This is a genomic window from Thermostichus sp. MS-CIW-26 (assembly GCF_054059115.1).
The window spans coordinates 142,877-168,215 of record NZ_JBSSBV010000001.1; the positions used below are offsets into that span (position 1 = coordinate 142,877).

Here is a 25,339-nt window from a genome sequence, read left to right on the forward strand (position 1 = left end):
AGCCCTCCACGCTATGGGCAGCCTATCATTGAACGTTACTATAGAGATCATGCTAGAGAATAGATTTTCTTCTATAGTTTCCCTCAAGGATTCCCCTCCAAGCGAGGGCATGGGGCTTGAGCCGGTAGAGTTGTGTGAAAGTGAGAGTAGTCCACATAGCGATGCCCATTGCTGTCCAGGTGGAGAATATCGGCAAATCGGTGGTTCCAGAGAATCTCATCGGCCAAGTAGGAGTGGCGAGCATGGATGGTTTGGGAAAAGGTGTCGTCGATGCCGGTCAGGGTAATGATCAGCTCCGCTTGGCCCACCTGTAAATCTCGATCCATGAGGCTGTAGAGAGGGCCGCCGATGAACCACCGAGCCTCTCCTACTGGAAGTCAGCCAGCCTTCACAAAGGGCGAATGGTAGACTGGGAATACAAAAGCTTTCTGCTCAATTCAATCACCTTCAGCTTACTAGCGCAGGAGCCCCGCACTGTACCCGTAGGGTCAGTGTCGGGAGGAATGCTATAATAATTCTGCGGACACCAGAAACGGCTGTTTAGGGCACTGGTAACGGTCGATTGGGGCTGCCCGTAAACCAGCCCAGAGGCTCGTGGTTAGTTTACTAACTGCAGGGCTACCGAAAGCCCGCCCCGTACTGCGAAGCAGTCAGGGTCGAGTAGTTTACTCTGCCACGGCCAAGGTTGGCTTCTCGATAAACTTCCATGAACCCACTGCGCCAAGGCCGACTGGGATCCCTCAACGATAACCCAACCCCATGAGCGACAACGAATCGACGGCGCGCATCATCTCCACCGACCTGCAGCGGGAGATGTCGCAGTCCTACCTGGAATACGCCATGAGCGTGATCGTCGGGAGGGCTTTGCCAGATGCGCGGGATGGCCTGAAGCCGGTGCACCGCCGCATTCTCTACGCTATGCACGAGTTGGGCCTGACGGCGGATCGCCCCTTCCGCAAGTGTGCCCGCGTGGTGGGGGATGTGATCGGGAAATACCATCCCCATGGGGATCAGGCCGTCTATGATGCGCTGGTGCGCATGGCTCAAGATTTCTCCATGCGGGAGCGGCTGGTGGATGGGCATGGCAACTTCGGCTCTGTGGACAACGATCCGCCGGCAGCCATGCGCTACACCGAGTGTCGGCTGACCGCCTTTGCCCAAGAAGCCCTGCTGCAGGATATCGACGCCAACACCGTCGATTTTGTGGGCAACTACGACGGATCCCAGCAAGAACCCCTGCTGCTGCCGGCGCGGATCCCGCAACTGCTCTTAAACGGCTCTTCCGGCATTGCCGTGGGCATGGCCACCAACATCCCGCCCCACAACTTGAGCGAATTGGTGGACGGCCTGATCGCCCTCATCCACAACCCCAACCTGACCAGCCTGGAGTTGATGCAGTGGATCCCCGCCCCTGACTTCCCCACCGGGGCGCTGATCATGGGCCAAGAGGGCATCCGCGAAGCCTACACCACCGGGCGCGGCTCTATCACCCTGAGGGGGGTGGCCACCGTCGAAACCATAGAGCAGCGGGGCCGACCGGTTCGGGACGCCATCATCATCACCGAGCTGCCCTACCAAACCAACAAGGCAGCCATGATCGAGAAGATCGCCGAGCTGGTCAACGAGAAAAAGCTGGAAGGCATTGCCGACATCCGCGACGAGAGCGACCGCAGCGGCATGCGGGTGGTGATCGAGCTAAAGCGGGATGCCCAGCCGCAGGTGGTGCTCAACAACCTCTACAAGCAAACCCCCCTGCAGGCCAACTTCGGGGTCAACATGCTGGCCATCCTCAACGGCGAGCCGCGCACCCTGACCCTGCGGGACGCGCTGCAGGCTTTTCTGGATTTTCGGGAAGAGGTGATCGAGCGGCGCACCCGCTACGAGCTGCAAAAAGCCGAAGAGCGGGATCACCTGCTGCAGGGCTATCTCTTGGCTTTGGGGCAGTTGGATCGGGTGATTGCCCTCATTCGGGGAGCCGCCGATACCGCCACAGCCCGAGAGGAATTGCAGGCGGTGTTGGGCCTGAGTGAAGCCCAAGCCGACGGGATCCTGCAGATGCAGCTGCGCCGCCTCACCGCCCTGGAAGCGGAAAAAATCCAGGCCGAGCACGAAGACTTGGTGAGGCAAATTGCCGACCTGCGGGATATTCTGGCCCGCCGAGAACGGGTGATGCAGATCATCAGCGAAGAGCTGCAGCAGCTCAAAGCCCGCTTTGCCAGCCCGCGCCGTTCCCGCCTCTGTTTGGAGGATGGGGAGCTGGGAACGGATGATCTGATCGAAAATCGGGAGACGGTTATCTTTCTAACCGAGCAGGGCTATATCAAGCGCATGGGCCTTGAGGAGTTCCAGGTGCAGGGGCGAGCCACCCGCGGCAAAGCCGGCGCCCGCATCAAAGAAGACGATGCCATCGAACAGTTTTTTGCCTGTCGCAGCCACGACACCATCCTCTTTTTCACCAATCGGGGCGTAGTCTATACCCTGCCCGCCCACCAGATCCCCCAGGGGAGCCGCGCCGCCCGCGGCAGCGCCATCGTTCAGTTGCTGCCGATCACCGGGGAAGAGCGGGTTACGTCCATGGTGCCGGTGAGCCAGTTCAGCGACGACGAATATCTGGTGATGCTCACCCGCGGCGGCTACATCAAAAAAACGGCCCTCAGCGCCTTTGCCAATGTGCGCTCCAACGGCCTGATTGCCATCTCTCTGGAAGAAAACGACGAACTGCGCTGGGTGCGCCGCGCCCGCTCCAGCGACGATGTGGTGATGGCAACCCGCCAAGGCATGTCCATTCGCTTCCGGGCGGATGACGAGCAACTGCGCCCTCTGGGACGGGCCACCCGGGGCGTGCGGGCCATTACCCTCAACGCCGGCGATGACATCGTCAGCATGGATATTATCTCTGCCGAATCGGTGATGGCTGCCGAGCGAGAGGGGGAGAAGCTGGCTAACCCTTGGGTGCTGGTGATCACCAAAGAAGGGCGGGGCAAGCGCTCGGCCATCGACCATTTCCGCCAGCAAAACCGCGGCGGCAAGGGGGTGATCGCCACCAAGTTCCGCCAGGCGTCGGACGAGCTGGCGGCCCTGCGCATCGTCAATGCCGAAGACGAGATCCTGTTGGTAACCGCCAGGGGCATTGTCATGCGCCAGTTGGCCAAGGCCATTCCCACCCAGTCCCGCGAGGCGACCGGGGTGCTGGTGCAGCGCCTGGATCCGGAAGACAGCATTGTGGGAGTTACAGTGGTACCCGCTGCCTTGGTTGCCGAGGAGGAGACCTCAGAAGCCAGTGCTTGATCCCCGGCCGTTACTTAGGTACGGCATTTGCCGCCGCAGAAGGGTGGGATCCCGTACCGAGGGGGGTGAAGATGGGGTGTTAGCTTTGACATAGCCCAAATTGCGGGAACGGCGAAGGTCTGTGGGATCAGGCCGAGCGCCCTAGTTTGGGCTACACCTGCTGTGTTTGTGGAGCTGGGTTACTCCATGGCGAGCCCGTTGAACTTCATCCCTGGTTTTGAGGCAGTGCAAACTCCGAGCCCCGACAACCGGCTCTGGCAATACCTGCAATCTCAGGATCCCAGCGTCTTTCAGGATATTGCCCGCAATTCTTCTCCGGAAGTGCTGGAGATCTTGGGCCACAACATCCGCAGCTTGGTGGGGAGCTTGCCCTCCGATCAATTTGGGGTTCAGATCATCACCAACCGCGAGAGCTTGGCCAAAATGCTCTCCGGCGCGATGATGGGCGGCTATTTCCTGCGGGTCATGGAGCAGCGTCTGGCCCTGGAGCAATCTTTGGGCAGCTCGCCCGCTTCCGACTCTTCTTCTCAGCCGGAGGCCGACCATTCTTAGCCGCCCGAGTTTGAGCTGCTTTCCGCCGGGAGCTATTGCAGATCAGACGTTGAGTCCATCGAGTTCGGGCTGGGAAAGATGGGATCCGAATTCGAGTGTGCGCCCCGGCGGATTTTGGTTTGCCCGGATAGTTTTAAGGGATCCCTAACAGCCACGGCGGCGGCAGAGAGCATGGCCCGCGGGATCCAACAGGTGCTGCCGGAGGCCGAGGTAGAGCGGCTCCCCTTGGCCGATGGGGGAGAGGGCACCCTAGAGGTATTGCTGCCGACGCTGGGGGGAGAGAAAAAGGGTCTGTGGGTCACCGGCCCCCTGGGGGATCCCGTGTGGGCGGAATATGGGGTGGCGGGAGAGCTGGCCCTGTTGGAGCTGGCCCAGGTGGCTGGCCTGACCTTGGTGCCACCGGAGCGGCGGGATCCCACCCGCACCACCACCTACGGCCTGGGGGAGCTGCTGCGGGCTGTTTGCCGAGAGCCTATTGCCGAGATCTGGATAGGTCTGGGGGGATCCGCCACCGTGGATGGAGGGGCGGGCATGGCGCAGGCCTTAGGCTATCGCCTGTTGGATGGAGCTGGGGATCCCATCGGCTGGGGTGGGGCGGAGCTGGCCCGGCTGGCGCGCATCGAGCCCCCCGAACAGCCTGTTTGGCAGGGGAAACGGGTCCGCGGCCTGTGCGATGTGCAGAATCCCCTCACCGGCCCGTGGGGAGCCGCCGCCGTCTTTGCCCCCCAGAAGGGCGCCACCCCTTCCCAGGTGCAGCAGTTGGAGCAGGCGCTGCAGCAGTGGGCTCAAGTGGTGGAGCGAGATTTGGGCCAGGCCGTGGCCGGGATCCCGGGGGCCGGAGCCGCAGGCGGCTTAGGAGCAGGTCTGGTGGCTTTTTTGGAGGCCACTCTGGAGTCCGGGATCCAGCTCTTGGCGCGGCAATTGGCCCTGCCGGAGCGCATCCGCCGCTGCCATCTGGTCGTCACCGGAGAGGGCTGCCTCGACGAACAAAGCACGATGGGAAAGGTGGTGGGGGCCGTGCTGGAGCAGGCTATCCAAGCCCAAAAACCCCTGCTCATCCTCTGTGGCCAGGTGACTCCGGCAGCGCGCGCTGGGTTGGCAGCCCAGCCTCTTCCCCTTCGGGTTGGCGCCCTGTGCGACCGGATCCCCGATGTGGCAGAAGCCCAACGGCAGGCCGGCCATCACCTGGAGCAGATGACGGCCCAGGAGCTGAGAGATTTTCTGGAGCAGGATGCGGGGATTGGCCGGTTATAATGGCTTAAATCATCGTGTTTCGTAGGACATCATGGCCAGTATCGAGTTCTCCCCCGGCATTCCAGAGGTGCCCACCCAGGTACGAGTGCTGAAATCCAAGACCGGCAACCGGGGATCCGCGATTTTCCGCTTCGAGGATCTAAAATCCGATACGCAAAACATCCTCGGCATGCGGATGATCGATGAGGAAGGGGAGCTGACCACCCGCAACATCAGGGCCAAGTTCCTGAACGGGGAATTCAAAGCCCTGGAAGTGACCTACGACATGGAAACCGAGGCAGAGTGGGATCGCTTCCTGCGCTTTATGGAACGCTTTTCAGCGGCCAACCAGATGGGCATGGCCTAGTTGCCGCCCTTCCCGCCTCAGCTTTTGGATTTTTTGCTCCTTTTGCCGGATCTGCGCTTGGCTTGAGGTTGGCCGGGATCGGATCCCTGGCCCTCTTCAACTGAGGGCTGCCCTAGCGGGGGCCGTCGCTTGTGCCAGTCGGTGCTTTGCTCATAGGCATAGGCCACCCGCAGCATCTTGCTCTCCTGTAGGGCATTGCCCACAATTTGCAGGCCAATGGGCAGCCCATCGGCAAACCCGCAGGGCAGGCTCAGCCCCGGCAAACCCGCCAGGTTCACCGGGATCGTCATCAGGTCGCAGAGGTACATGCTGAGGGGATCCTCCCGCTCGCCGAGCTTGAAAGCTGGGGTGGGGGTGGTGGGGCTGACCAGCACATCCACCTTCTCGAAGGCCTTGAGGAAGTCCTGCTTGATGAGGGTGCGCACCTTCTGAGCCTTGAGGTAGTAGGCGTCGTAGTACCCCGAGGAGAGGGCATAGGTGCCGATCATGATGCGCCGCTTGACTTCTGGCCCAAAGCCGTGGGCGCGGGTCTTGCCATACATGGCCAGCAGCGAGTCGGCAGGTTCCCGCAGGCCGTATTTCACCCCGTCGTAGCGGGCCAAGTTGGCAGAGGCTTCCGAAGGGGCGATGATGTAGTAGGTGGCCAGGCCGTAGCGAAAACTGGGGCAGTCGATCTCCAGGATCTCGGCCCCCAGTTCCTGCAGATGTTGAATGGCCGCTTGCACGGCAGCGCGGGTCTCCTCCCCACATCCTTCCCCCAGCAAGTCGCGGATCACCCCGATTTTGAACCCCTTGATGTCCGGGATCAGAGCCTGGCTATAGTCCGGGATATCCACCTTCAGGCTGGTGGAGTCCATCGGGTCATGGCCGGCGATCCCCTGCAGCAGCAGGGCCACATCCTCCACCGTGCGCCCAAACGGCCCCACCTGATCCAAAGACGAGGCAAAAGCCACCAGCCCGTAGCGGGACACCAGCCCATAGGTGGGCTTGAGGCCCACCACCCCACAAAAAGCTGCCGGTTGGCGGATGGATCCCCCCGTATCTGAGCCCAGGGCCACCACCGCTTGGTCGGCAGCCACCGCCGCCGCCGATCCCCCAGAGGATCCCCCTGGCACCCGCGTCAGATCCCAGGGATTGGCGGTGCGCTGAAAGGCGGAGTTTTCCGTGGAGCTGCCCATGGCAAACTCGTCTAGGTTGGTCTTGCCCACCGTCACCATGCCCGCAGCCGCCAGCCGCGCTGTCACCGTTGATTCATAGGGGGGAATGAACCCCTCCAGCATCCAGGAAGCGCAGGTGGTGCGGATCCCTTGGGTGCAGAGGTTGTCTTTGACAGCTAACGGGATCCCGGCCAAAGGGCCGATCGCCTCCCCGGCCCGAATGCGGGCGTCCACCGCCTTGGCCTGTTGCAGAGCCAGTTCCTCGGTTACAGTAATAAAGCTCTTGAGCTGCGGCTCCAGTTGGGTGAGACGCTCCAGGTATTCGCGGGCGATCTCCTCCGCCGAGCGCTCTTTGGTTACCAACTGCCTGTGGAGGGCACGGATGACAGACATAGGCAAACTCGTGGGGAAGGGCAAATGCCAGTGAGGCCAGACAAAGTTCCTCTAGATTAATCTAGGTGGGATCCCTTCCTACCCAAAATCCCGCCAATTTCCCCTCTCCCTGAGAGAGAGGGGCTGGGGGTGAGGGCGTCGGCAATGCAGAGCGCTTGGGCCCAAGTTACCGCCGTTCCAAAAAATCGCGGCGCAGATCCCGAATCTCCTGCCGCATCTCCCGCATCTCTTGGGCCATCTCGTCAGTGCGCCGTTCCAAAGCTTCGGTGCGGCGCTCCACAGCTTCCGTGCGCCGTTCAATGGCTCGGGTGCGCTCGTCAAAGCGATCCAGCGCCTCCCGGAAAAACTGTGCCAGCATCGCCTGCCCTTCCCGCAGCTCTTGGATCAAAACCTGCTGGTTCTGCTGGGCAGCTTGCAACTCCTGGACGGCCCGAATCAGCCACTGCTCTTGCTCAGGTGTCATGCTTACTGAAGCACTACGGAATAAGGAAATCCTACCACCCTAGATCTCCCCCTGGGAGTAAGGATCCGGGGATGGTTACATTAGCAACGCAGAGCGCTTGGGCCCAAGTTACCGCCGTTCCAAAAAATCGCGGCGCAGATCCCGAATCTCTTGCCGCATCTCCCGCATCTCTCGGGCCATCTCGTCAGTGCGCCGTTCCAGTGCTTCTGTGCGGCGTTCGATGGCCCGAGTACGCTCGTCAAACCGATCCATTGACTCGCGAAAGAACTGCGCCAGCATCGCCTGTCCCTCCCGCAGCTCTTGAATCAAAACCTGCTGGTTCTGCTGGACAAGGCGCAGCTCCTGCTGGGCAGCTTGCAATTCTTTTTGGGAGGCTTGCAGCTCTCTTTGGGAGGCTTGCAACTCTCTTTGGGAGGCTTGCAACTCTTGGATGGCTTGAATCAGCCACTGTTCTTGCTCGGGCGTCATGGTTACTGAAACACTACAGAATAAGGAAATCCTACCACCACTAACTCTTCTCTCCTCCTGGGAGAGGGATCGGGGGCAAGGGATCCAAATCCAAAACCTCAATGGAGAGTAGGGAACTCGAATCCCTGACCTCTGCGGTGCGATCGCAGCGCTCTACCAACTGAGCTAACTCCCCGTAGCTTTACCAGAATAACCCGAATCCGCAGCCAAGATCTCCCCCGCCTGCAACTCCAGCTTGGGAAAGACCTTTGAGGATACCGGATCGGATCCCTTCAGCTCCAGCACATCGTACCAGCCTTCATGAAGCAGCAGCAGGCTCACCTTCTCCTCCAAGGGATCCACAACCCAATACTCGCCGATCCCCAAAACGCAATACTCTGCTTGCTTGGCCCGGTAGTCTGCTGCCCGGCTCAACTCACTCACCACCTCCACCACCAGCAGCAGCGGCGGCTCCTCTAGGCGGATCAACGCCTCCCGGGATCCCATCTCCTGCCACTGTTCCAAAGGCAGCACCACCACATCCGGGATCCGCACCGTAGCCCACCGATTGCCCCGCGGCGACTGGATCCCCAGACCTCCCTGTATCACCGTCCAGGGCAACTTCTGCCGCGCAATCTCTGCCTCAAAAACCCAGCTGAGAAACTTTTGAATCTGCACATGCCGCCCAGTCGGAAGAGCCATGGGCACCAACTCCCCTGCCACCAGCTCATAGCGGGTATCACTGCCATCCGAATAAGCAAGGTATTCCGCCAAACTCAGGCGAGCTCTTGATGGTGCAGAAACGGATCCCATTGCCAAAGCCATAAACCGTCTCGGCCAAAAGTCTCTTTGCTGCCATACTAGCCTTGTCATCTCGCACAACCCCTCTCTTCCTCTGGGAGCAGGGCTGTGAGCGCTCGGTCTGTTGGCAGTCAACGCCGTTCCAAAAAATCGCGGCGCAGATCCCGAATCTCCTGCCGGATCTCCCTCATCTCTTCCGCCATCTGGTCGGTGCGCCGTTCCAGTGCTTCTGTGCGCCGTTCCACAGCTTCCGTGCGCCGTTCAATAGCCCGGGTGCGCTCATCAAACCGATCCATTGACTCGCGAAAAAACTGGGCCAGCATCGCCTGCCCTTCCCGCAGCTCTTGAATCAAAACCTGCTGGTTTTGTTGGACAAGACGCAGCTCCTGCTGGGCAGCTTGCAACTCTTGGATGGCGCGAATCAGCCACTGCTCTTGCTCAGGGGTCATGGTCGGCGAGGGTTACAGAAGAATAAAAAAATCCTATCACCCTGCATTTCTCCCTGGGAAAGGGGCTGTGAGCGCTTGGGCCAGGGTTGGATGGAAGCTAACGCCGTTCCAGAAAATCGCGGCGCAGATCCCGAATCTCCTGCCGCATCTCCCGCATCTCTCGGGCCATCTCGTCAGTGCGCCGTTCCAAAGCTTCGGTGCGGCGCTCCACAGCTTCGGTGCGCCGTTCAATAGCCCGGGTGCGCTCATCAAACCGATCCATTGACTCGCGAAAAAACTGGGCCAGCATCGCCTGTCCTTCCCGCAGCTCTTGAATCAAAACCTGCTGGTTTTGTTGGACAAGGCGCAGCTCCTGCTGAGCGGCCTGCAATTCTCTTTGGGAGGCTTGCAATTCTCTCTGGGAGGCTTGCAATTCTCTCTGGGAGGCTTGTAGCTCCTGGATGGCTTGAATCAGCCACTGCTCTTGCTCAGGGGTCATGGTTGCTGAAGCACTACAGAATAAGGAAATCCTACCACTGCCAATTCTGATACATTTACGCTGAACACTGCTGACCATTACTGCTCAACGGTGAAGCGATAGCATTCTGTCCATTTCCGAACAGAAAGGCGGTATCCCGCAAAGCTCTGAGCATGACGCCCAGAGCGCCTTGCCAATCTCGTGGTAGCCTATGGTTGCACTTTGGGCATGTGAACACTTTTGCGCCACCCAACTTAGTATGGATGTGCCCGCACTTGGTACAGGTTTTGCTGGTGTACGCTTCCGATACTTCCACGACAACCACGTTTTTCTTTTGGGCTTGAAACTTCAGGAACTGCTTGAACCGATAGTGCGCCCAGGTGAGCATCGCCCTCGCCGTCTTGCTACCAAACTTCCTCCCTGCCTTGGCAACCATCTGGGTTGACTCGAAAGTGGGGAGGAATATCAATCGGTAGTTATCCGTTAGGAACGCCGCTACCTTGCGATGGCACTCGGCCACCAAGTTTCTGATTCTCTCCCGCAAGCGAAACGCCGCCTGCCGCATTCGCCTACGCTTGAGCCTCGGCGCTTTGCTCAGCCTGGATTGCAGGTCGTCTAGGTGGTAGCACAGCCGAGTGATTCTACCAAAGTCCCCCTTGGCGATATCTACAAAACCTGCTCCATCAAACCCTGTGAAGAAGCTTCTTACTCCAGGGTCAAGCGCAATCACCCCCTTCGCTAACGAACACTGCTCGTTCACGGGCCCAGGAAAGATGGCATACCATCTGTCTTTCACCCGCATTAGCTCAGTTCCGCGTGCCCATTCTCTGGGTATCTCCTCGGACGCACGGAATGTCAGGCCTCGGGTGAGTTTCGGATACCACGTCCCATTGCGAAAGTTGCCGGCGTTGAATTGCAGCGTATGCGACCTGTCCCGCACACTGCGAAACCTCGCGTCCTTACTCCGGTGAAACGCTAACCACGCCTCGACGACCGCGTTCTGTTTGATGTGGCAGGGGGCGTCCTTAACCCACTGGGGTAGGGCGGAACGCAGGATGATATCCCGCAACTTTCTGGCCGTTCTTGGAGCGCCATGCTGACGCTGATAGGCAATCGCTTGGTTGTAGCAGTACCGGCATGCCGCTTGCCAATGCTTCCAAGCCTTAGCCAGCGCTGGCTCCGGATAAATCCGTATCTTTCTCGATTGCAGCCCGATACTTCCTGAGTCCGTAGAGCCGACTGCTGAAGCAGTGCAGGATGGCGAGGATATCCTCAACCAGTTCCTGTTGGGGAGAAAAGTGATCGTCATCGAGAACCAAGATTTCGCACCCGTATTGGCGGCAGTACCACTCAACGAACTCAAATCCAAACCGGCAGAGTCGATCCCGGTGAGCGACCACAATTGTTCCGACATCTCCCGCACGAACTCGTTCCAATAAGGCAAGGAACTTTGGTCTTTTGAAGTTGAGACCGCCGCCAACCTCTCCGACCACTTCGGCTCCAGGATAGAGGTTAACCAGTCTTGCAATCTGTCGCTCCAAGTCTGACTTCTGCCCTCGACTGCTGACTCGGGCATACAAAACGACTCGCTTGGCCTTTCTGGGCGCTTTGATGTAGCTGTCGAGGTCATACCTTCTCGCCCTACCGGATGGTGTACGTATTGCATTGATCCAGCCCTTCTGTTCCCATCGCCTCAAAGTGTGGAGACACACCCCAAAGTAATCCGCCGCTTCTCTCGGTTTCACATACCTAGCCATACCAAGCAGCCATACTGAACATACTGTACATTATTTTCAGTATAGTCCAGCGTATCATTGACTAGAGTCATGCTCCTCTCCCTCTGGGTGAGGGCCTCAGCAGCGCGGAGCGCTCGAACACCCCCTTGGGCCACCCAAAACAAAAACCCCTCTCTCTTTGGAAGAGGGGCTGGGGTTGAGGACGGAAATTCAAGCTCGATCAGTAAAGGGCTTCTTCTTGGTGGGTGATGATGGTGCAGTCGGAAGTAGGGTAAGCCACACAGGTCAGCACATAGCCCTGCTCGATCTGATCATCATCCAGGAAGGACTGATCGCTTTGATCCACCGTGCCGCTCACCAGCTTGCCGGCACAGGTCGAACAGGCACCGGCGCGGCAGGAATAGGGCAGCTCGATCCCTTGCTCTTCCGCCACGTCCAAAATGTATTCGTCATCCGGCACATCGATGGTGACGTTTAAGCCTTGCTCCTCGTTGATCAGAGTGACCTTGTAGGTAGCCATCCTGGTTGGGTCTCCAGAAAAAACATCCACTCCTCATCCTGCCACCCTTCTGCCCCGGATCAAGCATCCTTTTGTGAGGAAATAGGCAAATCTTCCGGTTTTTTCCAGGTGGATCCGCAAAAGCCATGCCGGGCAAGGATTCTGACTGCTCTTCCGGTGGCTCCACCTGCTTTGCTCCCAGAAGCCGCCACCCGACTCCTTCCCGGGACCCTGCCCGGTGTCTGTGACCCACGTCACCTTTGATCTTGTCCAGAAAAAATCGGCAGTACTTGCCAAAGCGGGCTAATGGGCTTGTATGATAAGCAGAGTAAACAGACGAGCCGCTTATCCAAGCGCGTGTGCGTCTTTCCTCGATTGGCTCTTTCCTACGGCCTGGCTTGCCCTGGGCGAGTTGATCGGGTAAGTTAAGGGAAGTGTTCAGCCGAACCCTACTTTTTTGGTTAAGAGGAGAACAATGAACGGAACAATGCACAAGTGGCTCCTGAAGTCACTCGGGTCTCTGTCTCTGGCTTCCACAGTGGTGCTGCTGCCCCTGCTGCTCACCGGTTGCGGTGAAAGCAGCACCGGCACCGTCACACCCGTGCCGCCCCCACCCCCACCACCCCCACCGGCTCCCCCAGCTCCGCCGCCACCACCTCCAACCCCTGTTCCTGCTCCCACTCCCACCACGGCTCCGCCCATCAGCGCTCTGCCCACCCAACTGGCCGCTCTCACTCCGGGGGGACTAGTCTTCTCCAACCCCATTGTCATTCCCGTTGGCTTTGGCATCCGCCGCTCCGGCACAGCCGAGAACCTGCCGCTGGCCACCTACTCTGACTTCCGGGCGGTGCTTTCCTTCCCCATTCCCGACGCCATTCCCCGCAACGCGATTGTGCAGGGGGCGCAGTTGACGCTGGTGCAGTTGCCCTCCAACGACTCGACCACCATTCCTGGTATTACTGGCGACCGGGGGCGGGGCTTCTTCTTCCTGGATCCGACACCGCACAACCTGCCGGCCAACAGTGTGGTGTTCCAAGAAGTGCGGCTGGGCGCGGTTGACAACGTGGTGTCCAGCGACTTCTTTGCGCCGGCGACTTCTGGCTTTGTGGCTTTGAGCTTTACGGGCAACGTGCTGGGGAACGATGCGTCGGCGGGGCCGCGGCTGGCGGATGTGGGGCCTGGGGTGCAGCGGGCGGTGTCGGCGCCAGGCCCGCGCTTCTACCAGGTGCGGCTGCAGTGCGCCAAGGAGGTGTGGAACAACCAGGCCACGTCAGTATTCGCCACCATAACTGCTTCCTTTAGCACCACAACTTCTGCAAGTGCTTCTGGAGCACCTGTATTTAACGCGGTTGCTCCTGTGCAAATAGGGTTCACTGGGTCCCTTACGGTAGGTGCAAGTGCCAGTGCAAACATCTATTCAGTTGCATCCACCTCCCCAGCCACGCTCACGATTACCCTCCTGGCCACCAACCCAGTTACGGTAAGCTTCAGTGCTGCAGGAAGCACCTTTACTGCTTTCCTACCCACTGGTCAGACTACCATTACGCAGAGTACCCTACAGATAGGTGGCCTTGTTGGTGGTAACTTCACATTTGCCGGTCCGACGGTTTCTAATCCAGCTAGCGTCTCCGCAAGCTTCAGTGCCTTTGGCAGTCAGCTCACTGGCCCGGTCAACCTGACTCTATTCGCCCCCAACCAAACTTTCTCCTACACGGCCACCTTCACTGCCAGCTTTACCTCCAGCGGCACGGTGGCAGGCACGCCGGCCAATGCGGCTGGTTTCGAGATTAGCCAGGGGGCTACGGGCACCTGCCGCGCCGAGTTCGACAAAGAGCCGGCCACGGGTACGGGTGCTGGCCCTATCACCACCGCTCGCGGGCCACGGCTGGACATCACCTTCACTGTCCCGCGCTAATTGGCGCTCTGCTGCCTCAGCAGCTGGCGGGCCTGTGCAGGCGGGCCCGCTTTTTTCTCGCGCAACCCAGATTAGGTATAGAATCAGGAGTCGTGAAACCCAGGGATCCAGACCAAGTGACACCCGATGCGCTGATAGCTACTTTGGAAGTGGCCATCCGCCACCACCAGGCAGGGGAGCTGCAGCAGGCGGAGGCGGCCTACCGGCAGGTGTTGGCTCTCCAGCCCGACCAACCGGAGGCTCTGCATTTTCTGGGCATCCTCTGCTACCAGACGGGCCGCCTTGAGGAAGCCGCGGCCCACATGGCCAAAGCCACGCAGCTGCGGCCAGAGCAGGCAGCTTTTCACAGCAACTTGGGCGCTGTATATCAAGCGCTGGGCAAGCGGGAAGCAGCTATCGAATGCTACAGCCAAGCGGTGGCGCTGCAGCCCGATTACCTGCAGGCCCTCTTCAACCTGGGCCTCTGCCACTTCCAGCTGGGCCAGTATGACCAAGCCGAGGAGTATTACCGGCGGGCCCTGGCCCTGCAGCCCCAAGATCCTCAGATTTTGACAGATTTGGCCCACATTGAGCGGCAAAAAGGGCGGCTGGCAACGGCCATTGAGCATCTGGAGCAGGCGCTGGCGCTAGAGTTTACCCCAGAGCGGGCGCAAGAACTGGCCGAGCTCTGCCGCGAGGCGGGGCAGTTGGAGCGCTCCGCTGAGCTCTATCGGCAGCTCCTGGAGCAGGATCCGCAGCAAGCGGCCTTGCACAATGGCTTGGGCTTGACCTTGGCAGAGCAAGGGAACTGGGAGGAAGCTATTGCTGCTTTCCGCCAGGCGCTGGAGCTGGATGGGCACTTGGTGGAAGCTCACATCAACCTGGGCACCGCCCTGCTGGAGCAGGGACAGCCGGAGGCGGCCATCGAAGCCTATCGGGCGGCTTTGGCGCTGCAGCCGGATCGCCCGCGGGTTTACTTCAACCTGGCCACAGCCTATCGCAAGCTGAAGCAGCCGCAACGGGCGTTGGACTACTACCATGTGGCCCTTGGCCTGCAGCCAGACTACGCCGAGGCCCATCGCGGCTTGGCCAACCTTCTGTCAGATCGCAAGCTGCGCAAGGTGTTCTCCAATGGACTGCTAGACAGCATGGCCCACCTCAGCCGCGCTCTGGGCGTGCGGCCCAACCTGGCCGAGGCCTACTTCGAGGCCGGCTGCCTGCTATTGGATCAACTGCGGTTTAAGGAGGCCATCCCCTTGCTGGAAGCGGCCCTGGAGCACAAGCCCGATTTTGCCCTGGCCTACAACAACCTGGGCCTGGCCTATCGGCATTTGAACGAGCCGGAAAAAGAAGAGATCCAATATCGGCAGGCGCTGGTGCACGACCCGGAGTTGGGAGAAGCCTACTGCAACTTGGGGCTGTTGTTGCAAAGCCAGCACCGCAACGAAGAGGCCCTGCCGGTTTTGCAGGAAGCGGCCCGCCTCAAGCCGGACTTCCTGGATGTTCACCGGGCCCTGGGATCCGTTTACAAAGAGCTGAACCGCCTAACCGAGGCACTGGAATCTTTCCAGCGCGCCCTGGAGATCAACCCCGAGGATCCTTCCACCTATGCAGGGTTGGCAGGCACCTTCCTCCAGCAATGCCGCCACGAGGAGGCCATCAAAGCCTACCGCAAGTCGGCCAAGCTGGCTCCGGGGGTGATCGCTTTCCACGGCAACATCCTCATGGGCCTGCACTACGCCCCCGATTTCGATCCCGAAGAGACCCTGCGGGAGCACAAGAAGTGGGGGGATGCCACCCAAGCCTCGGTGGCCCATCTGCGGCGGCCCTACCACCGGGATCGGGATCTGAAGCGGCCTCTGCGCATCGGCTACATCTCCGGAGACTTTAAGCTGCACTCCGTGAGCATGTTTTTTGAGCATGTCTATAACCACCACAACCACGAGCGCTTCCAGATCTACTGCTATTCCAACGGGCCGTATTCGGACATTGTGACCGAGCGGATGAAGGAAAAGGCTGACGGCTGGCGAGATATCCACAAGATCCGCTCCGATGTGGAGGTGGCCGACCTCATCCACGAGGACAAGATCGACATTCTGGTGGATCTGGCCGGCCATACGGCCTACAACCGCTTGGGCGTGCTGGCCCTCAAACCTGCCCCCATCCAGGCCACCTATCTGGGCTACCCCAACACCACCGGCCTGACCTTGGTGGACTACCGCATCACCGATGCCTACGCCGACCCGCCGGGCATGACGGAAAGGTACCACACAGAAAAGTTGATGCGCCTGCCCAAAAGCTTTCTCTGCTACAACCCTGTGGATATCTTTCCGCCGGTTTCCGAGCTACCGGCTCTGTCTGCCGGCTACATTACCTTTGGCTGCTGCAACAACCCCACCAAAATTACCCCCAACGTGGTGGCCGTGTGGGCAGAGATCCTCAAGCGGCTCCCTAACGCCCGCATCCTGCTCAAAAACATGCGCTACACCGACAGCAGCGTCTGCGAGATCTTCTGGGGGCACTTTGAGCGGCACGGGGTGGATCGGCAGCGGGTGCATCTGGTGGGAGATCGCCGCAGCATTCCAGAGCATCTCCAGATCTACAGTGAGATTGATATCGGCCTGGATCCTTTCCCCTACAACGGCACCACCACCACCTGCGAAACCCTCTGGGGCGGTGCGCCAGTGGTGGTCTTGGCAGGCAACGCTCATGTCTGCCGGGTGGGGGTCTCCATCCTCACCAACGTGGGGCTGCCGGAGCTGGTGGCCCAAACGCCGGAAGAATACGTGGAAATTGCCGTGAACTTGGCCAGTGATCTGGAGCGGCTGCGGCATCTGCGCCACAACCTGCGAGACATGATGGAGAAATCGCCCCTGCGGGATCCACAAAGCCATGCTCGCGCTTTGGAGCGGGCCTATCGGCAGATGTGGAAAAACTTGGTGGTCAGCGGCCAGTAAGTTTGCCGCCAGCGGCTGATCCTGGTGATTCCTGGGATTCGCGGGAAGTCTCACCAGGGGGGGCAACCCGGTCAAAGATCTCCCACAGCTTGGCGGCCACTGTTGACCAGCTCAGCTCCTTGGCCCGTTCCAGCCCCTTGGCAATCAGAGGAGAGCGTACCGGGTAGCTTTGAATGCGCTGCAAGGCGTCAACCAGCTCTTGAAGAGAGCCTTGGCAGAGCAGGGCTGTCGAGTTCTGCAAGGGATCCTTATCTTTTTTCTCTCCAGAGGCAGTTGCCGACTCCGAGCCGGAGGCATTTGGCTGCTCATCCCGGTAATGCACCACGGGGCAGCCGCAGGCCATCGCCTCAAGGGGGCTGCTGGGCCGAAAGGTGGAGTGGAAAACCAGCGCCAGAGCCGAGGAATAGGCGCAGGCAAGCTCGGGATTGCTCAGGCTGAGGTAGCGAAGGCCTTCTCGTTGGGGCAGTTGCGCTTTGACGGGATCCACCTCCAGAGGACTGGGAAAGGCAAAGACCAGCTCGGTGCGGGAGAGCTTTTGGCCCTGCAGGATCTCCCAAGCTTGGCTGACAGCCTGGATGCCACGGTAATCAGCCAGCTGTTCGGGCAAGACGGCCAAGAAAAAAGGGCGAGTCAACTGAAACTTGCGGCGAAACTCGGCCATGGCATCGGGAGCAGCCGGCTTGGCCCAGCCTTCAATGGCCGGGTAGACTAGCGACATCTGCTCGGGAGGGATCCCGGGGTAGTGGGTTCGGAAGCCAGCAAGCACTTCATCGGAGAAGAAAACGTAGTGGGAAGCAGCCAAGATGGCGTTTTTCTTCTCGATGTATTCTGGATGAAACTGGCTGCCAGCCTCTGCTTCTAGGTCGTAGATGAAGGCGATGGAAGGGGTGGAGATGGGGGTGGTGTAGCCGGTGGAGAGAAACAGCCTGGCCTTGAGCTGGTCGCAGGCGCTCTGCAGGCCGGCGCGATCTTCATCCGCTTCCGCAAAGGCAAAGCGAGGGATCTCGGAAAAAAAAGTTCCCGGTGGCAACCAAGTTTGCCCGCGGGTGAGCACCACAAACTTCGTTGCCTTCTTGGCCTTGACCCACTCTTCAATGAGGCTCAGCCACAGGTAGGACTGATCCAAAAGTGGAGAGCGAGAAAACCCTTCCGACTGCCAGATAACCCCGTCGATGACGATCATCCCCCACCTCGTCTGAGCAATTTAAGAGACATTGAGAGCGGCAAACATCCTGGCCAGGTAGAAGTCTTTGTAGCGGGTTTGGGCAATTTGGTCATGGACGCCCAGGATGAAAGCTACCAGATCGTAGGACAAGTAAACCTCATGCAAAACTACCGCCATTGCCAGCCGCTGGCGCGAGGAAAGCCGATCCAGGTGCATAAAGTTTTTGACGTAAACATAGTCGCACCACAACACTTGGGTGTAAGGGCGATAGGTTCTGGCTGAAAAGGGCTTGAGGCAGGCGCCAATGTTGCTGGCCATGCCATGCAGAAGAAAGCCCTCTTCCCTAAGGGCAATATCCACATCGCTAAAAAGAGGCTGGTTTTTGTAGAGGGGTATGTACTCGACTTCTGTTTGGATAACAGTAACACTCTGTAGAGTTTTTCTAGCGCCCCGGATAACATCCAGCTCAGCTCCCTGAACATCCATCTTCAGAAAGTCCACTTCGCCCAGTTCTAGAATGTCATCTAGCCGAGTAGTCTGGACTTCCTCAACCCGAGTTACCCGACAAACTTCCGCCAAGTTCTCAAAATGCTGGGCCAGCTCCTGATCGGGCTCGTAAAGAGAGGAGGTGTAGCCGGTATTGGTGAAATAAAACTTGCGACGGGATCCATCCCCAATGAAGTAGGGAAAGTACTGCCGCTTCACTTTGTCGGCGCGAGGAGCCTCGGCTAGGGCTCTGGCGTTGAGCTTTTCGCATTCTTCTTTTTGGGGCTCAAATCCTATCAACTGGGCATGCCCTTCCTGAACCAGCTTGTCGAAGTTATCGCCGACGAGAAACATCGCCCCCACGTCTGCAATTCGGATAAAAGGCATGTCTTTGCCGAGGATCTCGCTAATCGGGAAAGGCATTGTTCTACTCCACAGAAACGGCTAGATTAGACCGGCTTTGCTGACAAGAGAAAAGCGACGGGGATGCACAGCAACCAAGTTTAACGCAGTTGGCGGTCGGACAGAGTCCTGAACAATGCTGAGATCTTGGATCACTGGGTTATAGACATAAATGAGATAACCCAATTCGGCAAGAAGCTTCGCCGACTCCAAACCTGAAAACTGGTCGACATGTCGGTTTTCAAACAGGATCAGCGGGGTACAGGTCTCGATCAGCTTTCTCCCCCCCTTCAAAACGGGAACTTCTGCCCCTTCCACATCGACTTTGAGCAAATCAATGTCGGGGCTGCCCTCTGAGATCCACAACTCGTCCAAGGTGATTTGCTGCACCGGCTTGGTTTCTTCTACAACCGACATGGGATCCGTGACGATGCGGTTGACAGCGCTGGCCCCTTCGCAAACTAGATAAACCTCGCGAGACTCTTCGCCTGCGGCTGCTTCGACAACCTGCACAGTTTGATCGAGCTTGTTCTGGGCAACAGTTGCCTGCAAGCACTGCACACATCCCGGCGTAGGTTCAATGGCATAGACTTTTCCAGACTCGCCCACACAGCGGGCAAAGAGAAAGGTGTAAACCCCAACGTTGGCCCCCACGTCAATGGCGTTCATGCCCGGCTTGAGGATTTGCCGACACAGCTCGATTTCACTTTCAAACCAGCGATCTTGAGCCAGGAGGACAAAGGTTGCAATGCTCTTAAGGTCTGGCTCCAGCCTTAGCTTGTACCCCTCATACTGAGTCCAAATTTCCATACTGGCCACCGCCTCCGAGGCTGGATCTCCGTTAGGAGGCGTTTCTAACTCTTGCTCTGCTGAATCCGACTCCGCCTTGGAGGGATCCTGCCGCGGAATGTAGCGATCTAGAACCAGTTGCAGCACTTGCATGGCCCGATCTTTTTGGCCAGGGAAGTGATCCGCTATTTTCTGCAGCAAAAAAGGCCCTTCCGGCTGCGCTTGGGCCGCCGCATTCATGGCAACCACCATTTGCGCCTCTAGATCCTCTGGGTCAATGGCTGCAGCCAGCCGCCAGTAGGGCAATGGCTCCGGTCGGTAAACGACTCCGCTGTGGTGGGCTAGCCAACGGGCTAGAGTGTGGAGGTAGCGCTCGCGGGGGCCAAGGCGGGAAGCAGAAGCGGCCTTAGAAGAGCGGCGGGCCTTTTTGCTAGCAGAAGCCAGACGAGGGGGATCCCAAGCGAGCTTGGGCTGGGATCCAGTTAGGCCCAAGCTGGGATCTTCTAGGTAACGCTGGGTCAAAAGCCGGGAGAGCAGCTCTTTTCCCTCTTGGAGGGCCGTGTAGCCGCTTCCCAAGGCCAAAAGGGCATGGAGGCGATTGAACTGGGAGGGGAGATGGTTGGGATCGAGATCCAAACCCTGCCGCCAGGCCGCCAGAGCCATGGCCCAAGCCGCACGTCGCTCCCGCGAGGTTTTGGCTTGCTGGGCCTTCAAGCAGTGAGAGATGCCCAGCTCGTTACATTCATCGGCAGTGGTGGGGATCCCCATGGCTTCGCTAACTAAGCTGCTGAATTATCCTACCACCTTGCCGGAGCTGCACTGGGTCTTCTGAACAGGCAGAAGAGAAGGCGGAAAAAGTTTGGTAACCTAGGAGAGCGATGCCGCTTGTGGTTGAGGGATGTTCATGGTACGCCGTTTCCCCGTCTGGATTGCTGCTGCCGCCTTGGCAGGAGGGATCGCCTGTACCCAGGCAGCTCCTGTGCAAGCTCCTGACCAGGTGGTGAAAACGTTTATCGCAGCCACCGAGAAGGGGGACTGGGGCACGGCAGACAGCTACCTGACGGAGCGCTTCAGCAATGCCCTCCGGCCGGGATCCCTGCCTTCGATTTGGGGCACGGTGGGGGAGAACGTGCAGGTGCGCAACCAAGAGGTGACCGGGAAGACGGCCTATGTCTGGGTGGAGGGCACCGACTCGCTGGAGGATGCGGCCCAGCGCCTGGGGCTGGATCCCTTGACGTTGCGCAAGTATTTGACCCAGCCGGATCTGGCGGATCCCACCTATCAGCAGTTGGCCCCTCAGTTGGTGGGGATGCGCCTGGAGGGAGAGACGGTAACCTCCCGCGTCAAGATCACCCTCTACCAGCAAGATCGCGGCTGGCGAATTGAAGTGTGGCAGCCGGATAAGCCACCTGCTGCTTCGGGATCCCAGTCGGAAAACCCAGAAGAGACAGAAGCAGCGGATCCCGGTGAAAATTCTGCATCTCCAACCGAGAACCCCTAGGACTGTTACCTGCAGGGAGATTGGGGAGGGTGTGGATGTGAGAGCATGGTTTTTCCTGGTGCTGGCTTTGCTGCCTCTGGGGGGCTGTTGGCAGGCCAAAACGGCTGAAGAAACGCTGCGGGAGTTTGTCCAGGCGGCCAATGCCCGCGATTTTGCCACCGCAGAAGCCCTGCTCACTCCGCGGCTGCTAAAAGGGATCCCTCCGGGGGCCTTGGATCAATCGTGGCCCTCAGCGGAGGAGTTTACCCTCACCCCCATTCAAGCGGTGGGCAATACGGCCATTTTCCGGGTGGAGGCAATCCTGAAGCCAGAAGCGGTGGTGCCGACTTTGCGTTTCCAGTTCACTGCCGAGGAGCTGCAACGATTTTTAACAGAGCCGGATCGGGAGGATCCCCGTTTTCGCCCTTTTCGCTCTCAGTTGGGCTTCTACGAGCCTTTGCCGGAGGGTCGGCTGCGCGCAGTTATGGAGGTTACCCTCTATCGCCAGGCTCAAGGGTGGCGGGTGGAGTTGGCTCGGCTGCAGCCTTTAAATACAGAGGTTCTCTACGAGCCAATCAAGTTAGCGGAAGAAGCACAGCCTTTCCAACTAACTGGGACGGTGCGGCTGCTCAACCGCAAGGAGGGCTGGATTGGGGTCAACTTGGAAAAAGTCAGCCCCAGCTTGGATCGCTACGCGGGCACGTGGGTCTCGGTGGTTCCCGCTGAGGAGGTGCAAGTGACTCGCCTTGGCCGCTCTGCCAGTTGGCTGGATCTGCTCCCGGGAGATGTGGTGGAAATGGAAGGCACCGTTCGGTTCGCCGTCAACGTCGATGCGGAAGGGGGGATCCCGGCAGCCATTCGGGCCGAGCAAATCAGGGTGCTGCAGACCCTCACCCCCAGCCCCTCTCCCAGCCCAAGCGCTCCGCGTCGCTAAACGCAAACACCCCCGGCCCCTCTCCCAGGGGGAGAGGGGGGTAGGTTCTTGAACTCAACGCAGCGGCGAGTGCAACAGCACCACCAGCCGCTCTTCCAGGAACTTGAGATTGGCCACCACTTGGTTAAAGGCCTCTTCGGGGGTCCAATCCATGAGATCTAGCGCCTTGGCCGCCAGGGCCTGTACAGGAACAGGCTCTTCTCCAAAAACATCGATCAACCAGCGCACCGAGAAGGGATCGATGGTGATGTTGCCCTCGGAGCCGGGCCAGCCGTTGATGTTGACCGGGCCATTGTCGCGGATGGCATTCTCAAAGGCAGCCTTGGCGTTGAGCCTCAGCAGCAGAGGATGCGCCTGTACCAAGCCATTTCTCCATTCCTCGCTGCTGAAGGGTTGAGGAGAAGTCGCCCCGGTGGGGTGGCCACACCAGAAGTCGATCAGGCGGGTCAGGTTGGGAAAGATTAACTCGATAAAGTGCAGCAGCTCCTCTTGGTTGAGCTTTTTGATTTGGCGCAGAGCGTAGGGAACGGGCTTGGTGAGGACCCGCTCCAGCTTCCACTGCTGCCAATTGACCATGCTGATGAACTCCAGCCCGGCTTGGCGGAGCATCTCAAAGACCTGAGGCACGGTAAAGCCTTTGTCGCTGCGCAGCAGGAAGTTGGCCAGGATCCCATTGGTGGTTTTGATGGCATCCCCCTGCCAGTGGCTTTTGACGAAGCTGCCCTCGTGGAGGGCATCCATCAGCTCCCTGAGGATGGGAACGGCTTTGGCAGCCGGCTCATCCATCACCCCCAGCAGCTCCATGGCATCCTGCATGTTGAAAATAAACTGGCGCTGGTAAAGGCTGTGGACATTGGTGCGGATGATGCCGTCCGGTTTGAGGACTTGGCGCATGCCTTTCAGCCCTGCCACCGGATCGTCCAGTAGGTAGAGCACGTCGTTGCAGGCGATGAAATCGAACTGCTCCCCCAAGGCTTGCAGGTCGGTGATGTCCATCACCTCGAAACGCGCCTCTTTGATCTGGTGGAACTCGAAGCGCTGCCGGGCCATTTTCAGGGATTCTGCCGAGATGTCCACCCCGACAAAAGAAGCTCCTGGATTGGCCGTGGCCAGCACGAGGGTCTCCCAGCCGGAGCCACAGCCGGCGTTGAGCATCACTTTGCCCTCGGGTTTGACCACCTTGCGGTTGCGGCGATAGTAAGCGGTGGTGAGGCTGTTGGCAAAAAGCGCGAAGTTATCCGTAACCGTCTGCTCAATCGGGACATTCGGGTAGGGAAATTCGTCAAACTGCGCCTGAACCAAGCGGGACGTCGATTGCTCCGGCATAGGGATCCCTGCCTCTGTAGGACTGATTAGGATTCTAAAGCGATTCCAGGGTTTAACCTAGGCGCTGCTCGGTTTCGGGATCGAACAGGTGGAAGCGATCCATGTCGAAGATCACTTCCGCCCACTGGTTGACGCGCAGCTGGGTACGGGGATCCACGCGGGCAATAAACTCCTGCTCGGCCAGGATCCCTTCTCGGTCGCTGGTGCTGAGATAGAGGATTACTTCATGGCCCACCAGCTCCGTTACCGAGACCTTAGCCCGCACCGGGGCAGGTTGGATCCCTGGGGGTTGGTAGTGGGGATCGTGGATGTTTTCCGGGCGGATGCCGAAGATGACCGACTTGCCGACGTATTGCCAATAGGGCTCTGCCTGGTGGGGCGGGATGGCCACGCGGAAGGCGCCGGTATCGATCCAGAGGGTGCCCTCCTGCTCCCGCAGCTTGGCCTGGAAGAAATTCATGGCGGGGCTGCCGATGAACCCGGCCACAAACAGGTTGGCCGGGCGGGTGTAGAGGGTGTGGGGGGTATCCACCTGCTGCAGGCGGCCATCCTTCATGACGGCGATGCGGTTGCCCATGGTCATGGCCTCCACCTGGTCGTGGGTAACGTAGATAAAGGTGGTGCCCAGTTGCATGTGCAACTTGCTAATCTCGGCCCGCGCCTGTACCCGCAGCTTGGCATCCAAGTTGGAGAGGGGCTCATCCATCAAAAACACCGCCGGATTGCGCACGATGGCCCGCCCGACGGCAACCCGCTGCCGTTGCCCACCCGAAAGTTCCTTGGGCTTGCGGTTGAGAAGGTGCTCGATCCCAAGGCGCTTGGCCACCCCTCTAACCCGGCTTTCGATCTCCGCCCGTGGCAGGCCGCGCAGCTTGAGGCCAAAGGCCATATTTTCGGCCACGGTCATGTGGGGGTAGAGGGCGTAGGATTGGAAGACCATGGCGATATCCCGATCCTTGGGGGGGACATCGTTCACCACCCGGTCGCCGATGTAGATGGATCCGGCGCTCACTTCTTCCAACCCGGCCAACATGCGCAGGGAGGTGGTTTTGCCGCAGCCGGAGGGGCCGACAAAGACGAGAAATTCCCCGTCTTCGACGGTGATGTTCAGGTCATGGACGGCGGTGGTGTCTCTGTAGCGCTTGGTAACGTGTTCGTAGGTAACGCTGGCCATGCTCTCAACCTTGGCTCCGTTGCGCACTCAAACCCTATCCAAAGCGGCGGGCAAAAGTCAAATCGAGTTGAGTTGAGTTCGCTAGGGAAGGCTGGGGATCCCTGCAGCGAAGCCAGTTTATGGTCGTTGCCCCTGCCCTTGCCCCGGCCCCTTTCCCAGAAGGAGAGGGGAGCTGGGAAGCCATGGAATCTTGAACCGAAATGTAAAAAAAGGTAGGCTCATCGCCTACCTCTATGGGATCCTTTTTCCCTATTAGGAAGTTGCCTAACCTCTAGGCCATCAGGAGACAACGCTCACTTTGACCACTTGGGCTTTTTCAGAGTCTGCCTTCGGCAAGGTGAGGGTGAGGATCCCATCTTTGTATTCGGCTTTCACCTGATCGTGTTTGATCCGGTTCGGCAGCGGGATCACCCGTTGGAAGCGCCCGTAACGGAATTCAGTCCGGGTTACCCCTTTGTCTTCAGAGCGCTTCTCAAATCGCCGTTCCCCGGTGATGGAGACCGCTTCGGCTGTGACTTGGATATCCAAGTCGTTGGGGTTCAAGCCGGGCAGCTCCAGCTTCAGGGTAATGGTTTCGGGATCATCGTGCATCTCCACTGCCGGCATGAAGGCGAAGCCGTCGGCCTCGGTGGTGCGAGGGATCAGCCGGTCGAACATCCGGTTCATTTCCCGTTGAATTTCGTCAATTTCCCGAAATGGATCCCAGCGGACAAGAGCCATAGAGCATCCTCCTCCTCTATTACTTTGCTTTTTTGACTTCCAGTTCGAGTTTTTAGCTTAGCTTTCGGGGCTCAACTTTAGAGGTATAAGCAAAACCTCTATGCTTCTAGTGTATTCAAATCCGTTCCGGGAAATGTAGGGTTTTCTGGAATGTTTCTTAGGTGTTTACC

The 25,339-nt window shown here is 59.1% G+C and carries 24 protein-coding genes and 1 tRNA gene; 8 read left to right on the forward strand and 17 right to left on the reverse strand.

The features are described 5' to 3' along the window. Window positions 1–83 precede the first annotated feature (83 nt). Window positions 84–350: a hypothetical protein gene (locus ACVWZU_RS00630; protein ID WP_255344550.1), complete on the reverse strand. Its 267-nt coding sequence runs from the start codon at window positions 348–350 to the stop codon at window positions 84–86. Window positions 351–759: 409 nt separating this feature from the next. Between ACVWZU_RS00630 and gyrA the strand changes: the two genes are divergently transcribed. The 4 genes from gyrA to psb28 all read left to right on the forward strand — a co-directional run bounded on the left by gyrA (window position 760) and on the right by psb28 (window position 5,440). Further along, window positions 760–3,288: a DNA gyrase subunit A gene (gene gyrA, locus ACVWZU_RS00635; RefSeq protein ID WP_457442818.1), complete on the forward strand. Its 2,529-nt coding sequence runs from the start codon at window positions 760–762 to the stop codon at window positions 3,286–3,288. 186 nt (window positions 3,289–3,474) lie between these two features. Continuing rightward, window positions 3,475–3,840, forward strand: a complete 366-nt coding sequence (locus ACVWZU_RS00640) for a DUF760 domain-containing protein (protein WP_457394414.1) — start codon at window positions 3,475–3,477, stop codon at window positions 3,838–3,840. Between the two features lie 78 nt (window positions 3,841–3,918). Further along, window positions 3,919–5,094 carry a glycerate kinase family protein gene (locus tag ACVWZU_RS00645; RefSeq protein ID WP_457442820.1) on the forward strand — a complete coding sequence of 392 codons (1,176 nt, stop codon included), beginning with the start codon at window positions 3,919–3,921 and terminating at the stop codon, window positions 5,092–5,094. Between the two features lie 31 nt (window positions 5,095–5,125). Continuing rightward, window positions 5,126–5,440, forward strand: a complete 315-nt coding sequence (gene psb28, locus ACVWZU_RS00650) for a photosystem II reaction center protein Psb28 (RefSeq protein WP_457442822.1) — start codon at window positions 5,126–5,128, stop codon at window positions 5,438–5,440. 17 nt (window positions 5,441–5,457) lie between these two features. Here psb28 and gatA read toward each other — a convergent pair whose 3' ends face one another. The 10 genes from gatA to ACVWZU_RS00700 all read right to left on the reverse strand — a co-directional run bounded on the left by gatA (window position 5,458) and on the right by ACVWZU_RS00700 (window position 11,863). Next, window positions 5,458–6,990 (reverse strand): Asp-tRNA(Asn)/Glu-tRNA(Gln) amidotransferase subunit GatA, encoded by a 1,533-nt coding sequence (gene gatA, locus ACVWZU_RS00655; protein ID WP_457442824.1) that lies wholly within the window; start codon window positions 6,988–6,990, stop codon window positions 5,458–5,460. 166 nt (window positions 6,991–7,156) lie between these two features. Beyond that, window positions 7,157–7,453, reverse strand: a complete 297-nt coding sequence (locus tag ACVWZU_RS00660; RefSeq protein WP_414342514.1) for a hypothetical protein — start codon at window positions 7,451–7,453, stop codon at window positions 7,157–7,159. A gap of 108 nt (window positions 7,454–7,561) precedes the next feature. Then, a complete protein-coding gene (locus tag ACVWZU_RS00665) occupies window positions 7,562–7,921 on the reverse strand; it encodes a hypothetical protein (RefSeq protein WP_414508500.1) in 360 nt (119 codons plus the stop codon). Between the two features lie 102 nt (window positions 7,922–8,023). Further along, window positions 8,024–8,096 (reverse strand) — tRNA-Ala (locus ACVWZU_RS00670). Continuing rightward, on the reverse strand, window positions 8,087–8,773 hold the full coding sequence (locus ACVWZU_RS00675) for a Uma2 family endonuclease (protein ID WP_457442826.1): 687 nt from the start codon (window positions 8,771–8,773) through the stop codon (window positions 8,087–8,089). The genes ACVWZU_RS00670 and ACVWZU_RS00675 overlap by 10 nt, the downstream gene beginning before the upstream one ends. Window positions 8,774–8,832: 59 nt before the next feature. Next, window positions 8,833–9,150 carry a hypothetical protein gene (locus tag ACVWZU_RS00680; RefSeq protein ID WP_011433208.1) on the reverse strand — a complete coding sequence of 106 codons (318 nt, stop codon included), beginning with the start codon at window positions 9,148–9,150 and terminating at the stop codon, window positions 8,833–8,835. A gap of 97 nt (window positions 9,151–9,247) precedes the next feature. Further along, entirely contained in the window at window positions 9,248–9,628 is a 381-nt protein-coding gene (locus tag ACVWZU_RS00685; protein WP_457440225.1) for a hypothetical protein, read from the reverse strand. Window positions 9,629–9,683: 55 nt separating this feature from the next. Beyond that, window positions 9,684–10,883, reverse strand: a complete 1,200-nt coding sequence (locus ACVWZU_RS00690; protein ID WP_457440227.1) for an RNA-guided endonuclease InsQ/TnpB family protein — start codon at window positions 10,881–10,883, stop codon at window positions 9,684–9,686. Continuing rightward, window positions 10,771–11,364 carry an IS607 family transposase gene (locus ACVWZU_RS00695; protein WP_457441741.1) on the reverse strand — a complete coding sequence of 198 codons (594 nt, stop codon included), beginning with the start codon at window positions 11,362–11,364 and terminating at the stop codon, window positions 10,771–10,773. The genes ACVWZU_RS00690 and ACVWZU_RS00695 overlap by 113 nt, the downstream gene beginning before the upstream one ends. 199 nt (window positions 11,365–11,563) lie before the next feature. Then, complete coding sequence (locus ACVWZU_RS00700; RefSeq protein WP_011433206.1) at window positions 11,564–11,863, reverse strand: ferredoxin; 300 nt, start codon at window positions 11,861–11,863, stop codon at window positions 11,564–11,566. Window positions 11,864–12,317: 454 nt separating this feature from the next. On the opposite strand from ACVWZU_RS00700, the gene ACVWZU_RS00705 reads away from it, so the two are divergent. Continuing rightward, complete coding sequence (locus ACVWZU_RS00705; RefSeq protein WP_457442828.1) at window positions 12,318–13,757, forward strand: hypothetical protein; 1,440 nt, start codon at window positions 12,318–12,320, stop codon at window positions 13,755–13,757. A 116-nt stretch (window positions 13,758–13,873) separates the two neighbouring features. Next, complete coding sequence (locus tag ACVWZU_RS00710; RefSeq protein ID WP_457442830.1) at window positions 13,874–16,693, forward strand: tetratricopeptide repeat protein; 2,820 nt, start codon at window positions 13,874–13,876, stop codon at window positions 16,691–16,693. Here ACVWZU_RS00710 and ACVWZU_RS00715 read toward each other — a convergent pair. From ACVWZU_RS00715 to ACVWZU_RS00725, 3 genes are read right to left on the reverse strand one after another with little or no spacing between them, the layout of a single operon-like run. Further along, window positions 16,680–17,876: a hypothetical protein gene (locus ACVWZU_RS00715; RefSeq protein WP_457442832.1), complete on the reverse strand. Its 1,197-nt coding sequence runs from the start codon at window positions 17,874–17,876 to the stop codon at window positions 16,680–16,682. The two genes, ACVWZU_RS00710 and ACVWZU_RS00715, sit on opposite strands and share 14 nt — an antisense overlap. Window positions 17,877–17,897: 21 nt before the next feature. Next, window positions 17,898–18,767: an FkbM family methyltransferase gene (locus ACVWZU_RS00720; RefSeq protein ID WP_457442834.1), complete on the reverse strand. Its 870-nt coding sequence runs from the start codon at window positions 18,765–18,767 to the stop codon at window positions 17,898–17,900. A 21-nt stretch (window positions 18,768–18,788) separates the two neighbouring features. Further along, on the reverse strand, window positions 18,789–20,303 hold the full coding sequence (locus ACVWZU_RS00725) for an FkbM family methyltransferase (protein WP_457442836.1): 1,515 nt from the start codon (window positions 20,301–20,303) through the stop codon (window positions 18,789–18,791). A gap of 136 nt (window positions 20,304–20,439) precedes the next feature. On the opposite strand from ACVWZU_RS00725, the gene ACVWZU_RS00730 reads away from it, so the two are divergent. Continuing rightward, complete coding sequence (locus ACVWZU_RS00730; protein WP_414351149.1) at window positions 20,440–21,036, forward strand: hypothetical protein; 597 nt, start codon at window positions 20,440–20,442, stop codon at window positions 21,034–21,036. A 31-nt stretch (window positions 21,037–21,067) separates the two neighbouring features. Then, window positions 21,068–21,949: a hypothetical protein gene (locus tag ACVWZU_RS00735; protein WP_457442838.1), complete on the forward strand. Its 882-nt coding sequence runs from the start codon at window positions 21,068–21,070 to the stop codon at window positions 21,947–21,949. Window positions 21,950–22,003: 54 nt separating this feature from the next. Here the strand turns inward: ACVWZU_RS00735 and ACVWZU_RS00740 are convergent, their stop codons facing one another. The 3 genes from ACVWZU_RS00740 to ACVWZU_RS00750 all read right to left on the reverse strand — a co-directional run bounded on the left by ACVWZU_RS00740 (window position 22,004) and on the right by ACVWZU_RS00750 (window position 25,169). Continuing rightward, window positions 22,004–23,275 (reverse strand): class I SAM-dependent methyltransferase, encoded by a 1,272-nt coding sequence (locus tag ACVWZU_RS00740; RefSeq protein WP_457442840.1) that lies wholly within the window; start codon window positions 23,273–23,275, stop codon window positions 22,004–22,006. A gap of 52 nt (window positions 23,276–23,327) precedes the next feature. Next, window positions 23,328–24,449 carry an ABC transporter ATP-binding protein gene (locus tag ACVWZU_RS00745; RefSeq protein ID WP_457442842.1) on the reverse strand — a complete coding sequence of 374 codons (1,122 nt, stop codon included), beginning with the start codon at window positions 24,447–24,449 and terminating at the stop codon, window positions 23,328–23,330. A gap of 279 nt (window positions 24,450–24,728) precedes the next feature. Next, a complete protein-coding gene (locus ACVWZU_RS00750; RefSeq protein WP_414351140.1) occupies window positions 24,729–25,169 on the reverse strand; it encodes an Hsp20/alpha crystallin family protein in 441 nt (146 codons plus the stop codon). Window positions 25,170–25,339: the final 170 nt, after the last annotated feature.